Annotated in this window: 9 protein-coding genes; 5 read left to right on the forward strand and 4 right to left on the reverse strand. The window is 72.7% G+C overall.

The window, feature by feature from the left end; genetic code table 11:
- Positions 1 to 274 precede the first annotated feature (274 nt).
- Positions 275 to 751 carry an SRPBCC family protein gene (locus ACZ4SF_RS14480; RefSeq protein ID WP_468383180.1) on the forward strand — a complete coding sequence of 159 codons (477 nt, stop codon included), beginning with the start codon at positions 275 to 277 and terminating at the stop codon, positions 749 to 751.
- 115 nt (positions 752 to 866) lie between these two features.
- A complete protein-coding gene (locus ACZ4SF_RS14485; protein ID WP_468383182.1) occupies positions 867 to 1,199 on the forward strand; it encodes a HEAT repeat domain-containing protein in 333 nt (110 codons plus the stop codon).
- A gap of 132 nt (positions 1,200 to 1,331) precedes the next feature.
- Here the strand turns inward: ACZ4SF_RS14485 and ACZ4SF_RS14490 are convergent, their stop codons facing one another.
- Positions 1,332 to 2,657: a lanthionine synthetase LanC family protein gene (locus ACZ4SF_RS14490; RefSeq protein WP_468383185.1), complete on the reverse strand. Its 1,326-nt coding sequence runs from the start codon at positions 2,655 to 2,657 to the stop codon at positions 1,332 to 1,334.
- A gap of 193 nt (positions 2,658 to 2,850) precedes the next feature.
- Between ACZ4SF_RS14490 and ACZ4SF_RS14495 the strand changes: the two genes are divergently transcribed.
- Positions 2,851 to 4,086 (forward strand): glycosyltransferase, encoded by a 1,236-nt coding sequence (locus ACZ4SF_RS14495; RefSeq protein WP_468383188.1) that lies wholly within the window; start codon positions 2,851 to 2,853, stop codon positions 4,084 to 4,086.
- Between the two features lie 53 nt (positions 4,087 to 4,139).
- Entirely contained in the window at positions 4,140 to 6,290 is a 2,151-nt protein-coding gene (helR, locus tag ACZ4SF_RS14500) for an RNA polymerase recycling motor ATPase HelR (RefSeq protein WP_468383191.1), read from the forward strand.
- A gap of 316 nt (positions 6,291 to 6,606) precedes the next feature.
- Here helR and ACZ4SF_RS14505 read toward each other — a convergent pair whose 3' ends face one another.
- From ACZ4SF_RS14505 to ACZ4SF_RS14515, 3 genes are all read right to left on the reverse strand, one after another.
- Positions 6,607 to 7,470 (reverse strand): NlpC/P60 family protein, encoded by an 864-nt coding sequence (locus tag ACZ4SF_RS14505; protein ID WP_468383194.1) that lies wholly within the window; start codon positions 7,468 to 7,470, stop codon positions 6,607 to 6,609.
- Between the two features lie 162 nt (positions 7,471 to 7,632).
- The gene (locus tag ACZ4SF_RS14510) at positions 7,633 to 11,481 is read right to left on the reverse strand and encodes an nSTAND1 domain-containing NTPase (RefSeq protein WP_468383197.1); all 3,849 of its coding nucleotides are present in this window, start codon (positions 11,479 to 11,481) and stop codon (positions 7,633 to 7,635) included.
- Between the two features lie 177 nt (positions 11,482 to 11,658).
- Entirely contained in the window at positions 11,659 to 12,027 is a 369-nt protein-coding gene (locus ACZ4SF_RS14515; protein WP_468383199.1) for a hypothetical protein, read from the reverse strand.
- Between the two features lie 302 nt (positions 12,028 to 12,329).
- On the opposite strand from ACZ4SF_RS14515, the gene ACZ4SF_RS14520 reads away from it, so the two are divergent.
- Entirely contained in the window at positions 12,330 to 13,124 is a 795-nt protein-coding gene (locus ACZ4SF_RS14520; RefSeq protein WP_468383201.1) for an SDR family NAD(P)-dependent oxidoreductase, read from the forward strand.
- The last annotated feature ends 972 nt before the right edge of the window (positions 13,125 to 14,096 follow it).

Here is a 14,096-nt window from a genome sequence, read left to right on the forward strand (position 1 = left end):
GTCCTGTCGCCGGAACTGATGGCAGACACAGTAAAACACCACGTCAGGGGCGGTGGCCGGAAAGTGGGGACAGTGGCTGGATCCGCACCGCTTCGCAGCTTCGGGCGCATGCGGCCGCGCCGCGGCTCATCGACGTGCCGTAGCGGCCGCGTCACGCTGGGAGTCCACGGTCATGACCGTCGGCTGCCCGGGTACTCGCCGGTCCTGGGTCCCGGCCCGCACGACGGGCCGACGGGCCTTCGGAAAGTCGAGCAGTGACGACGGAGGTACAGAGATGAGCAGGGTCAAGGAAGCGGTGGACGTCGACGTTCCTCTGCACACCGCGTACAACCAGTGGACGCAGTTCGATCAGTTCCCGAACTTCATGGAAGGCGTCGAGGAGGTCACTCAGCTGGACGACCGGCACAATCACTGGACCACCAAGATCGCCGGAGTGCGGCGCGAGTTCGACACCGAGATCGTCGACCAGTTCCCCGACGAGCGCATCACCTGGCGCACCACCAGCGGCGACACCAACCAGAAGGGCACGGTCCGCTTCGAGCCCCTGGACGAGACCCATACGAGGGTGGAGCTGGTGATGGACATCGAGCCCAGCAGCGCCGCCGAGAAGGTCGCCGACGTGATAGGCACCATCGACCGGCGCGTCAAGGGCGACATGAAGCGGTTCAAGCAGTTCATCGAGGAACGCGGCGCGGAGTCCGGCAGCTGGCGTGGCCGCATCGCGCCCGGCGGCAGCGGACCGGCCCGCTGAGCACGCTCCGCACACGGTGAGTGGCCGGCCGTAGCGCGGGGTGAAGCCCCCGCTTCGCCCCGCGCTTCCTCACGTCCCGATGCCGCCTCCTGGACCACCTGGCGACATCGATTCCATGGACGAACTCGTCGCCATGGCCGACGACCCCGACGCCCGCGTCAGGATCTCCGCCTTCCACGCCCTGGCCTGCGACCGGTGCAAGGGCGACGTCTGCGCACCGGGAGCGGACCGAGTGCTCGAACCCGCACTGCGCCCCCTGGGCTCCGACCCCGACCCTCATGTCCGGAGCATGGCCGGCGAACTCGTCGGCAAGTTCGCCCACACCCACGCCGCCGCGCTCACCCCCCTGGAGACGGCCCACGCCGAGGACCCGAGCCCGGCCGTCCGGAAGAAGGCCGGCTGGTACGCCCCCGGCGGGGCCATCCACAAGCGAACCGCACCGCGGTGACGGGGCGGACGCATCCCTTCGGACCGGCAGGGCGCCGGATCGCCCCGCGCGTGCCTGCCGGTGGCAGGGAGTCCCGTACAGGACGGTGACAGTCGCGTTCGCCGCAGGGTCTCGGGAGGCCGGTGGCCGCGCTCACGAGGCCGTACTGCGCACCTGTGCCGGCACCGCCCACCACTGGTCCGGACGGTCCACCACCGGAGCGGTCGGGCCGGTCTCGTGGAAGCGGCCGAGGCGGAGGAGGTAGGCGGCGATGCCTGCCGCGCCCTGCATCCAGGTGGTGGCCGGCGGGAGCAGCGGGGGGTTCTTGCGGTGTTCCAGGAAGCGCCAGCGGGCGCCCGTCTCGTCCCTGATCGCCCGCTCCACCAGAGCGTCGCCCATGGTGCACGCCGCCTGCTGGAAGACTTCCGCCCGTGCCGAGCCCGCGCAGTCCTGCGCAGCGTCCAGGAACACGTCGCCGACGCCCGCCGTGCCGCAGCAGCGGCCGTCGTTGTCCCAGAAGCCGGGGCGCAGGCGCTCCGGGACACCCGAGGTCAGGATCGAGGTCAGGCAGCGGTCCCGCAGCTCGCCGACCGCGATGCCCGACACCTCGGACACACCCGCGTGCGACAGCGCCGTGAACAGGTGCGAGGTGCCTGCCGGGCCGTGGCACCAGGTGTACGTCACCGGTTCCACCTCCCGTGTCGACGGCGGGATGGTGTGCGGGACGATGAATCCGCCGTCCTCCAAGGAGCCGACGGACAGGACGTGCCGGGCCCCCTGTACCGCGGCCTCGACGAAGTCGTCGCGGCCGAGTGCCGCCCCCGTCACGGCCAGCGCCGTGGCGACCCCGGCGGTGCCGTGCGAGTAGTTCGGACTGCGCGATGCGATGCCGGGTGCCATCCCCCAGTCCAGGCCCGCGGTGGTCCGGTCGGCCACCCCGAGCAGGGCCTCACAGCCGGTCGTGGCGATCTGCTCCGCGCGCTCGCCGCCCGCCCAGATCGCTGTCAGCACCACTCCGGCCGTGCCCATGACGATGTCGTTGAGCGGTGCGTCGGAGCCGGGTTCGAACTCGAGGGTGGTCTTCCAGCCTTCCGGGCCGGCCAGGTCCGCCAGCCGCTTCATTGGGACCGACTCCTGGCCCGGGGCGAGCAGCTTCAGCGCCACGACGTCGCCTGCCAGACCGTCGTACAACGATGGTTCGACCCGCCGTTCCGCCTCCGTCGAGAGCCTGGCCACGATCGCGGTCGCCAGAGCCTGTTCGCTCTCGCTCAGCTCCCGGTACCGGGCGATCTCCGCCAGCACCGGCGCGAGGCCGGCGATCCCCGCGTACAGCGAGTCGCGGTCCTCCGCGGGTGAGGTGGCGGGGCCGTCCTCGGCAACCTCCACCGGCAGCCAGGGGCCTTCGTCCTCACGGATCTGGTTCAGCACCCATGACCAGGCGGCCTCGCCCAGTTCCCGGTGCACGTTGTTCGCCGTCACCCCGACACGCTACAACTGCCCGGCTGCGACGGAAACGTCGTTTCGATCCCCCGAAAACAGCAAAGGCAAGGAGGTCGTCCGCTCCTTGCCACTCTCAACTTATAGCGCACCAGGGGGCTTGCGGCAAGGCCCCCGTCGTGCCGCAGAATTGCCGGCCGAGGCCGGAAGCTACGGAAAATGGGGGATTCGGCAAATGCGTGTGCTTTTGTCTACGTATGGGTCGCGTGGAGATGTCGAACCGCTGGCGGGACTCGCCGTGCGGCTGCGGGAGTTCGGCGCGCAGGTGCGCGTGTGTGCGCCGCCCGACGAGGACTTCGCGCAGCGGCTGGCCGGGGTGGGGGTACCGCTGGTGCCGGTCGGCCCGTCGGCGCGCGCGCTGACCAAGGCGGCGCCGCCGCCGTCGTCCCTGCCCCGGCGCGCGGCCGACTTGATCGCCGGCCAGCTGGACGTGGTCACCGCTGCGGCCGAGGGGTGCGACGTGCTGGTGGCGACCGGCATGATCCCGGCCGCGGCCGGCGCGCTGACGGTGGCCGAGAAACTGGGCATCCCCTCCGTGTCCGTGACCTTCCAGCAGCTCACCCTCCCGTCGCCGCGGCGTCGGCCACTGGCCTACCCGGGCCGGCCGCTCCCGCCCGGGGTGACGGACGCCGAGGTGCTGTGGGAGCTGGATGCGCGGAACGCCAACGCGCTGTTCGGTGAGGCGCTCAACGGCAGTCGGGCGTCGATCGGTCTGCCCCCGGTGGACGACGTGCGGGACTTCGTCATCGGTGACCGGCCGTGGCTGGCGACGGATCCGGTCCTGGATCCGTGGCAGCAGACGCCGGACCTGGACGTCGTACAGACCGGCGCGTGGGTCCTGCCGGACCAGCGCCCGCTGCCGGACGAGCTGGTGGCGTTCCTGGAGGCCGGCGAACCGCCGGTGTACGTCGGGTTCGGCAGCATGCCCCTGCACGGCTCGGCGGATGCGGCGCGGGTGGCCGTCGGGGCGGTGCGGGCGCAGGGCCGCCGGGTGCTGGTCGCCCGCGGCTGGGCGGACCTCGGCCCGATCGACGACCAGGACGACTGCTTCGTCGTCGGCGAGGTCAATCAGCAGGCGCTGTTCGGGCGGGTGGCCGCCGTCGTGCATCACGGCGGCGCGGGTACCACGACCACGGCCGCCCGGGCCGGTGTGCCGCAGGTGGTGGTGCCGCAGTCGGCGGACCAGCCGTACTGGGCCGGCCGGGTGGCCGCGCTGGGCATCGGCGCGGCGCACGACGGCCCGGTTGCGACCTTCGAGTCCCTGTCGGCCGCGCTCGGCTCGGTCCTGTCCCCCGGAACTCGCGCCCGGGCGGCCGCCGTGGCCTGCACCGTCCGCAGCGACGGCGCGGCGGTGGGCGCGAAGCTGCTGCTCGACACCTTCGGTGGAGGAAGGGCGCCCACATCCGCGTGAACAACCCCGCCGCACACGACACCCGCGAGCGAACCCACTTCGGAGCCGAATCGATGAACCCCCTGACCACCAGTGCCTTCGACCTTCCCGACCGACTCGCCGCCAAGGCCGGCCCGGCACTGATCGCCGACGACGAGCAGCACTTCGCGGCCGTCGCGCAGTGCCTGGAGCAGGCGATCGCCGAGGCGTCCGAGCGCCTCGACGCCCAGCTCAAGGCGCCCGGCGGGGTGGGCCGGGCCGCGATGGACCGGGACGTGGAGGTCCACCGGCTGACCGGTCGGCTGCGCGCGCTGCGCCGCCACGGGCTGGACCTCTGCCTCGGCCGCATGGTCGGCGCGGACGACCCCGAGCCCGTGTACGTGGGACGACTCGGCCTCACGGACAGCACGGGGCGCCGACTGCTCATCGACTGGCGCTCCCCCGCCGCCGAGCCGTTCTTCGGCGCCACCCACGCCGATCCGATGGGGCTGGCGAGCCGCCGCAGGTACCGCTGGACCGGCGGCCTGATCAGCGACTACTGGGACGAGGTGTTCACCGCCGACGGTTTCGCCGGGCATGCCGCGCTCGACGACCAGTCCGCCTTCATCGCCCATCTGAGCAGCAGCAGGTCGCCGCGGATGCGCGATGTGCTGGGCACCATCCAGGCCGACCAGGACGCCATCATCCGCGCCGGGTCCCGCGGGGCTCTCGTGGTCGACGGCGGTCCGGGCACGGGCAAGACCGTCGTCGCGCTGCACCGTACCGCCTGTCTGCTGTATTCCGACCCGCGTCTGGGTCACCGCCGGGGCGGCGTGCTGTTCGTCGGTCCGCACCGGCCCTATCTGGCGTACGTCGCCGATGTCCTGCCCAGCCTCGGCGAGGAGGGCGTGCAGACCTGCATCCTGCGGGACCTCGTCGCCGAGGGTGCCGAAGCCGTGGCCGAGGCCGATCCGGAGGTGGCCCGTCTGAAGTCCTCCGCGCAGATGGTGCGGGCGATCGAGACCGCCGTACGGTTCTACGAGGAGCCGCCCGCCGAGGAGATGACGGTCACCGTCGACTGGACCGGCATCCAGCTGACCGCCGCTGACTGGGCGGAGGCGTTCGAGGCTCCGGAACCAGGTACTCCGCACAACGAGGCACGTGACCAGATCTGGCAGAAGCTGGTCGCGATCCTCCAGGAGAGGTACGACGGCGACGACATGCCGGCCGAGCAGTTCCAAAGGGCGCTGCGGCAGGACAAGGAGCTGGTCGGGGCCCTCAACCGGGCATGGCCGCTGCTCGAAGCGGCCGACCTGGTCTCGGACCTGTGGTCGGTCCCCGCCTACCTGCGGATGTGCGCTCCCTGGCTCGGTCCCGAGGATGTCCGCAGGCTGCAGCGCGCGGACGCCCAGGCCTGGACGGTGCCGGACCTGCCGCTCCTGGACGCGGCCCGGCAGCGGCTCGGCGACCCGGAGGCGGAAGGGCGGGAACGCCGGCGCAGGGCGTCCGCCGCCGCCGAACGCGCGCGCATGGCGAGCGTGATCGACGACGTGCTCGCGGCCGACGACGACGGCGAGGGCGCGGTGACGATGCTGCTCGGGCAGGATCTGAAGGACACTCTGGTCGACGAGGGCGCGCTGCCCGGCACCGAACCGGACCTGCTCGCCGGGCCGTTCGCGCACATCGTCGTGGACGAGGCCCAGGAACTGACCGACGCGGAGTGGCAGATGCTGTTGCTGCGCTGCCCGTCCCGGAGCTTCACCATCGTCGGGGACCGGGCCCAGGCCCGGCACGGGTTCACGGAGTCGTGGCAGGAACGGCTCCAGCGGGTCGGGTTCGACCGGATCGACCAGGCGTCGCTGACCGTCAACTACCGTACGCCGCGGGAAATCATGGCGGAGGCCGAGCCGGTCATCCGCGCCGCGCTCCCGGACGCCAACGTGCCGGCGTCCATCCGCGGCAACGGCATCCCCGTCGCGCGCGGCTCCGCTGCGGACCTGCGCGCGATCGTCGACGACTGGCTCGCCACACATGCCGACGGGATCGCCTGCGTCATCGGCGACCCCGCCTTCACGGCCGTGCCCCGCGTCCGGTCGCTGACCCCGGAACTGTCCAAGGGCCTCGAGTTCGACCTGGTCGTCCTCGTCGACCCGGAGAAGTTCGGCGAGGGCATCGAAGGGGCGGTGGACCGCTATGTCGCGATGACCCGGGCGACCCAGCGGCTGGTCGTCCTCACCGGCTCCTGACGGCAGCCCCCTGCCCGGTCTGCTTCGGGTTCCCGCACGTGCGGCCGGGCGGGCGGGCGCCGGCCTGGTGCGTCGTCCGTCGGGTTCAGGTGAGACGCGCCAGGACGTGCCCCGGTGGTGCACCGCGCTGCAGAAGTCGCCGAGCGCCCGCCCCCGGGCCCCGGCGTCCGCCGAGCCCATGGCCCGCAGCCGTGCCGGGACCTTCTCGGCGGCGCCGTAGGCGTGGGTCAGGGGCGACCAGTCGATGCGGTCGAGTCCGTCGATCATGCGCGGCACCGTGCCGGAGGGCACTGACGACGGCTGTGCCGTGCGCGCGTCACGGGGTCGTGCAGGTCCGTACGCCGTCCAGCCAGGCCGGGCCCTGGATGTAGATGTTGGTGACCCAGGCGTGGTAGTCGGGGAGGTAGGACCATGCGTCGTTGGTGTATCCCTCGGCGGTGACGACCTCGGCGTGCTTCTGGCAGGCGACGCGGATGGTAGTCGGACCGGGAAAGGCGTAGACCCGGGCGGCCCTGACGGAGGGCTGGGCCTTGGTCCAGACGCCGGTGCCCCAGGTGCGGAAGACGGGACCTTCCACGGTGCCGGTGTTGACGCGGACGGCCCCGAAGTAGTCTCCGCCGAGGCGGACGTCACTGACCATCAGCTTGGTGCCGGACTGCCTCGCCTCCACCATCTTGCCGGCACCGAGGTAGATGGCGATGTGGTGCAGGTCCGCGGAGGTGCCGTAGGCGAGCAGGTCGCCGGGGTGCAGGGGGGCGAGGCCGTCGGACGCGGTGAAGCGGTCGGCGGTGCGGTGGGTGTAGTACTGGGTGCTCGCGTCCCCGTCGAGGATGTCGGCGCCGGCGGCCTGGGCGTAGGCGTGGCGGACCAGGCCGGAGCAGTCGAAGCCGAGGCGTTCGGGGTCGTGTTCGCTGGCCGGGTCGGTGGGGTCCACCTTGCCGTAGGTGGGCCCGGGCTGGGCGCCGTGGCCGCCGCCCCAGGTGTACCAGACGCCGGCCGCGACCTGTGCGCAGGCGGCGTCGACGGCCCGTTCGGCCGCCGCGGAGGCGCCCGGTGCGAGGACGCCGCAGGTGTCGTCCGCCGTCCTGGCCGGCCGGTCGGCGGCGATCGCGGACGGGGTGAGGAAGAGAGTGGTGAGCAGGGCGATGAGTGTGGCGATGGCTCCGGTTCGCCTGAGCATGCCGGGACCCCCGTTTCCTGGTCTGGTCGTCCGGTCGGGTGGGAGGGGTGGTCTGGTGCCCAGATTTCCCGGCCGTGGCGCACCGGTCGAGGCTGTGGGGCGGACCTCCTGGGACGGGCAACGGGAAACGCCGGGGAAACCCCCGCCGTGCAGGGCGGTTGTTCAGTGGCGCGGGCATGCGGACGTGCCGGGGGCCGGCTCGCCGGGGAGCAGGGTGCGGCGGGTCGCGGGGTCCATGGCCCGGTTCATGCGGCAGATCTCCGCCAGCCGGGCCCCGACGTCCAGGTTCCACATGCGGACGGTGCCGTCGTTGCTGCTGCTCGCCACGGTCCGGCCGCCGGGCGCGAAGGCCACGCCCCACACCGCGTTGGTGTGCCCGGTGAGCGTGGCCCAGGGCCGCCGGCCGGGCACGTCCCACAGCCGCACCGTCCGGTCGTTGCCACTGCTCGCGAGCAGCCGTCCGTCCGGTGAGAAGACGAGGCCGCGCACCGATCCGGTGTGGCCCGTCAGCGAGCCGAGTGGCCGGTGCCCCACGACGTCCCACAGGCGTACGGTGCCGTCGTTGCCGCAACTGGCCAGGGTGTGGCCGTCGGGGCTGAAGGCGACGCCGCGGACCGCTCCGGTGTGACCGGTCAGCGTGGCCAGCGGCCGGTGCGTGCGGGCATTCCACAGACGCACCGTCAGGTCGTCGCCGGCGCTGGCCAGGGTCCGTCCGTCGGGGCTGAAGGCGACGTCGTTGACGTAGTCGGCGTGGCCAGTGAGGACGGCGAGCGGGCGACGGCCAGTGACGTCCCAGAGGCGCAGGGTGCGGTCGGCACCGGCCGAGGCGAGGGTGCGGCCGTCCGGCGCGAACGCCAGCGCGAACACGGCTCCGCGGTGGCCGTGCAGCACGGTGTGCCGGCGGCGGGCCGTCAGGTCCCACAGCACCACCGTCCCGTCGGAGCCGGCCGAGGCGAGAGTGGCGCCGTCCGGCGCGAACGCCACCGTGGTGACGCTTCCCTGCCGGCTCTCCAGGGTCGTCGCAGTGCCGCGCCGGACCGGGTCCCACAGGCGTACGGTGTGATCGGCGTCGGCGGTGGCCAGCAGTCGCCCGTCCGGGCGGTAGGCGAGGGCGGACACCTCGGTGAACGGCCGGGCGGCCAGGGTCCTGCCGCGCAGGTCCCACAGGACCACGGACTGGTCGAACCCGCCGGTGGCGAGGAGCGTGCCGGTGGCGTCGACGGCGACGGACATCACGTAGTCGGTGTGTCCGGTGAGGGTCGTGACGAGCCGTCCGCTGCGGACGTCCCAGAGCCTGGTCGCACTGTCCCCGCTCGCGCTGACCACGGTGGTGCCGTCGGGGGTGTAGGCCACGGCGTTGACGTCGTCGCTGTGCCCGGTGAGCGTGGCCGTGGCCCGTCGGCCGCCGACGTCCCACAGCCGTACCGTCCGGTCCACTCCCCCGCTGGCCAGGCTCCGGCCGTCGGGGGCGAAGGCCAGGCCCAGCACCTCGTCGGTGTGACCGCGCAGGACGGCCACCTGCGCGGCCCCGCGGGGATCCCACAGCCGTACGGTCCGGTCCGCGCCGGCCGAGGCCAGCAGCTTGCCGTCCGGGGCGAACGCGAGCGCGTCGATCTGGCCGGAGTGGCCTTCGAGCCGGGCCACCCGCCTGGGAGTTGCGGCCGTGTCCCAGAGCTGGAGGGCTCCCTGGGCGGTGGCGACGGCGAGGGTGTGGCCGCGGGGGGCGAAGGCGACCGCGCGGGCTCCGCCGGTGTCCGCTGCCGGCAGGGCGGTGGCGCGGGCGGAGCGGCCCGGCGACCACAGCCGTACCGGTCCGGAGGACGACGTGACGGCGAGGGTACGGCCGTCCGGGCTGAAGGCGATGGCGCGGATCCGCCCGGGGACGGTGAGCGTCGCGGTGGTCCCGTGACCGGGCAGCCGGCGCAGCCGGACCGTGCCGTCCGAGCTGCCGGTGGCCAGCAGCCGGCCGCCCGGTGCGAAGGCGACCGCGTTGACCGGTCCGCGGTGTCCGCCGAGCCGGGCCGCGAACGGCTCCGCCTGGGTGCTGAGCAGAGCGCCGCGGGCCGTGGCGGTCGGTTCGGTGCGGTAGGCCTCGGCGGCCAGCAGCATGGACGCCTCGGGGCGGCCCCCGGCCAGCAGGGTCGACCGGGCGGCGAGGGCCTGGGAGCGGGCGAGACGCTCCTGGGCGAGCGCGTCGGCCCGTTGCCGGTGGGCGAGCCCGCCGGCGGCCAGCGCACAGCCGAGCAGGACGACGAGGGTCACCACCATCGCCTGGCGCAGCCTGGTCTGACGCCTCGCCAGCCGCTGCCTGGTCTCCTCCTCGGCCTGGCTGGCACGCAGGAAGGCGTCCTCGACGGGGCCGAGCGGGCCGAGGCCGTCCGTGTCCTCGGCCCAGGCCCGTACGGTGTCCAGCCGGGTGCCGCGGTAGAGCGCCGACGGGTCACGGCCCTCGCGTTCCCATGCGGCCGCGGCATGGGCGAGTTGCTGGCGGGCGAGGAGGCCGGCCCGGTCGGCGCTGATCCATGTCCGCAGCCGGGGCCAGCTGTGCAGCAGCGCCTCGTGCGTGATCTCGACGCTGTCGCTGTCGACGGTCACGAGCCGGGCGCGGACGAAGACGTCGAGCGCGGTGCCGGCGCCTTCCGCGTCGGCGAGCTGCGTCATGAGGGCGGTACGGCCGACCCGGCGCCGGGTGGCGCCGGCCCCGTCCGAGACCTGCACGAGCCGGGACAGGATGCGCCGGATGGTCCGCTGCTCGGCGGGGTACAGCCGGGCGAACGCGTCCTCGGCGGTGCGTGCCACGGCCCCCTGGATGCCGCCGGTGCTCTCGTACCCGGCGACGGTCAGCGTGCCGGCCTCGCGGTGGCGCCAGGTGGCCAGCAGAGCGTGGGAGATCAGCGGGAGCGCACCGGTGGGGACGCCCTGCGCGCCGGGTGCTCCGGTCAGCCCGGCGTCCCGCAGCAGCAGCGGCACCAGGCCGGGGTCGAGGGTGACTCCGGCGAGTTCGGCCGGGCGGGTGATGGACTCGCGCAGCTCCGCCGTGGTCATCGGGGGCAGTACGTGGAGGCCGTCGGTGAAGACGGCGGCGAGCTCCGGCAGTTCGAGGCAGCGGCCGGAGAAGTCGGCGCGCACGCCCAGGACGACCACCGCGGGATCGTGGGCGGGTGAAGGCGGCGGGGCGGCCAGTGCGCACAGCACGCGGGCGAAGGTGCGCCGTTCGGTCTCGTCGGCGCAGAGGGTGAAGAGTTCCTCGAACTGGTCGACGAGCAGGACGAGCCGGGACGGTGGTGGCGGCCGCTGCCCGGCCGGGGCCGCCTCCGTGCGGGTCCGCACGGACGCCAGAAGGGCCTCGGGCCGCTCGCCCAGCCGGGCGGCGGTGAGGTCCAGGTCGCCGCCGAGGGCCTTGGTCGTGCGTTCCAGCAGCTCGTCCAGGGGGTGCGCGGTCGGCGTGAGGGTGACGACCGGCCAGCGGTCGGCGCCGGCCATCGGGAAGCCGCCGGGGCGCCGCAGTGCCGGCACGAGACCGGCGTTGAGCAGGGACGACTTGCCTGCGCCCGAGGGGGCGACGAGCAGCAGCGGCCCTGCGCCGACTCTGCCGAACAGTCGCTCCACGAGTGCGGCCGTGGCCCGCTCCCGGCCGAAGTACCGGCCGGCGTCCTGCGCGGTGAACGCGGACAGGCCCGGATAGGGGCAGGCGGGGCCGGTGACATCGTTGCCGTCGTCCGGTTCGGCCGGGCGCGGCGGTACGACCAGGCGCAGCAACGCGCCCTCGGCGCGCAGGATCTGGTCGCAGCGGCGGGCCACGTCCGCGGTCGCCCGCTTCGCACCGGTCTCGATCTTGCTCAGATAGCCCTTGCTGTAATGGGTCTGTCTGGCCAGGTCGGCGAGCGACAGGCCGCGGTGCTGCCTCAGTCGTCGTAGCTGTGCGGGGAAGGACGGCGTGGTCGGCGCCGTCCGTCCCCCGTCGTTCTCGTTCCGGTTGCCGGTGTCGGCTCCGTGTTGCGGCTCCCCCAAGGCGTCCCCCATGGCAAAGCGTTGCCCAGGCCGTGAGACGGCGGTAGCCCAGGTTACTGCCGGGATGGGACAGGTGGCCCAGCCATGGGTACGGAGTGACCGAAAACGAGCTTCCGGAACCGCGGTTGCGGTTCCGGAAGCTCCCCCCGTGGGTCCCTCCGCCGGCCGAGGGTGGGGTTACGGCCGGTTGAGGGTGATGGAGTTGATCGGTGTGAGGTCGGCGTAGACGCCCGTCCCCTCGGCGATGGGGGCGCCGCAGCCGGCACCGTTGTAGCCCGTGCACAGGCTCGCGGTGGCGCCGCCGTACTGGTTGTTGAGGACCCAGTGGTGGCCGTACTGGTTGCTGAGGTTGTGCGGCCCGTAGCTGTAGAACACCAGGCTCGGCGACTGGGCCGGGTTCTGGTTCTGCGGGTAGACGCACACCGCGCCGTCCGGGCAGCCGGCCCACGGGTCGGCCGCCGGCTTGGCGTGCGCCGCGCCGGCCATGGCCAGAACGGCGGCCGCGGCGGTGGCGAACGCGGCAGCCCCGCGAATCGTCTTGCGCATGGTTCCCCCTTGCAGTTCTCCTGCGTCGTCGCAGGTCGTGCTCGGTGCTGACGGCATCAGCGTCGCGGCAGCGGGCCGCCGCAGTCGACGGGTTTCCCGTCGCCCGTCGCCCTGGCTGCGTGGGAAACCGTGCCTGAGCAGGGGGAGCGGAAGGGGGTGGGCAACCGGTGGTGGCGGGTGCCTCGTGCGAAGCAGCTCCGAACGGCCGATCACGCCCGCGTGCTTCGCCGGTCCGGCGTGCCCGGCGGTCAGACTTGACGGGCCGTGGCATCTGCTCGCGCACGAAGGGAACCCGCCCGCTCATGCACATCGATCTGACAGGTCGCACCGCACTGGTCACCGGCTCCACGCAGGGTATCGGTGCGGCCATCGCCGTCGCCCTCGCCCGGGCCGGGGCCCGAGTGGGCGTCAACGGCCGTGACGAGAGGCGGGTGGCCGAGAGTCTCGCGTCGCTGGCCCGGGAGGCTCCCGGCACCGACCTGGTGCCGGTGGCCGCCGACGTGGCGGGCGACGAGGGCGTGGCCCGGGTGGCCGCGGCACTGCCCGAGGTGGACATCCTCGTCAACAACCTGGGCGTCTTCGGATCCGCCGACCCGTTCGAGATCACCGACGAGGAGTGGCGGCGCTACTTCGAGGTGAACGTCCTCGCCGCCGTTCGGCTGACCCGGTTGTACCTGCCGCGGATGATGGAGCGCGGCTGGGGCCGGGTGCAGTACATCGCCAGCGACTCGGCGGTCGTCATCCCCGCGGAGATGATCCACTACGGGATGTCGAAGACCGCGCTGCTGGCGGTGAGCCGGGGATTCGCCAAGAAGGCGGCGGGCACGGGCGTGACGGTGAACTCCGTCATCGCGGGCCCCACGCACACCGGCGGCGTCGAGGACTTCGTATACGGCCTCGTCGACCGGGAGCTGCCCTGGGAGGAGGCACAGCGGGCGTTCATGCGCGAGTACCGCCCGCAGTCGCTGCTGCAGCGGCTCATCGAACCCGAGGAGATCGCGCACATGGTGGTCTACCTCAGCTCCGAGCAGGCCTCGGCCACGACCGGCGGTGCCCTTCGTGTCGACGGCGGGTACGTCGACTCGATTCTTCCCTGACCGTTTTCACACCCACGCGCACGCGTTGTTCACCGGTACTCAAACGCTTGCTCCGGGACAGAACTCCAGGAGGGGCGGCCTCGTGCCGGTCGCTGCCGACCGGCCGTCGGGAAAGGGCGGTGCCCGGGGCTCGTCGAGCGGCGGTCCGGCGGTCTTGTGCGGCGCCGGCGCAGCTGCGTGTTCATTCCCTCTCGGCCAGGCGGAACAGCTCCGTACTCCCACGTCAGCACGGCTCGGCGAGGACGGCAGCATTCTGAAAAGAGCACAAAGAGTCAGAGACCCCCGGCACAATGCCGGTTGCCCGAACGGGCACCGGAAGCGCTTTCCCGTGACCGATGTCACGATTGGTCATGTCCGGCCCCTTCCTTTAACCGTCCGGTAAATCAACGGACTGTAAAAGGACCCCTCGGTGGACCATCCGGAGAGTAGGCAAGAGCCGTGAACAGGGCGACAGTTGACAACGTTGGCCTGGACAGATAGCCTTTCTGCCTGCTATGAGCATCTAATATTTATTCGGTAGTCGACCGGCAAACCCGGGGCGACCGAATCGAAGTCGGCCAGAAATTGGCTGGAACCGTTCGGTCCAGGATTTCCGGCCACCTCACGGCTGTACCGGCGGTAAGAATCGGCACATCAATGGGACGTAGCATTGAGGCCCACCCGCGGTACGCGACGGATGCAAAACGGGGGACCACAGGATGCGACGCCTCTTTCGCGGTGCAGGTTCGGATCGCACCGGTGGACCGACGCGGAACGCGCAGGATGCAGGCTCGGCAGCGTGGCCGCACATCCTTCCCCGGGGCGCGCCGAGGCCCGGCCGGGAGACCTGACGGGCCGGTCCCGCCCCCGCTTCGCGTGCCGTCGGAAGCCCATCCGTCAGGGACCGGACAGGACCGGCGCGCCGCCTTTGCGGCAGCGCCGTCACCCTCGGAGAATTTTCCCACGCACCGCCTTGTACGGATGCAGCCTCGT

This window comes from Streptomyces sp. NPDC027663 (assembly GCF_055566415.1).

Bases quoted from the DNA above. Each gene is read 5' to 3' on its own strand.
- ACZ4SF_RS14480 (WP_468383180.1), top strand. From the start codon at position 275: ATGAGCAGGGTCAAGGAAGCGGTGGACGTCGACGTTCCTCTGCACACC.
- ACZ4SF_RS14485 (WP_468383182.1), top strand. From the start codon at position 867: ATGGACGAACTCGTCGCCATGGCCGACGACCCCGACGCCCGCGTCAGG.
- ACZ4SF_RS14495 (WP_468383188.1), top strand. From the start codon at position 2,851: ATGCGTGTGCTTTTGTCTACGTATGGGTCGCGTGGAGATGTCGAACCG.
- helR (WP_468383191.1), top strand. From the start codon at position 4,140: ATGAACCCCCTGACCACCAGTGCCTTCGACCTTCCCGACCGACTCGCC.
- ACZ4SF_RS14505 (WP_468383194.1), bottom strand. From the start codon at position 7,470: ATGCTCAGGCGAACCGGAGCCATCGCCACACTCATCGCCCTGCTCACC.
- ACZ4SF_RS14515 (WP_468383199.1), bottom strand. From the start codon at position 12,027: ATGCGCAAGACGATTCGCGGGGCTGCCGCGTTCGCCACCGCCGCGGCC.
- ACZ4SF_RS14520 (WP_468383201.1), top strand. From the start codon at position 12,330: ATGCACATCGATCTGACAGGTCGCACCGCACTGGTCACCGGCTCCACG.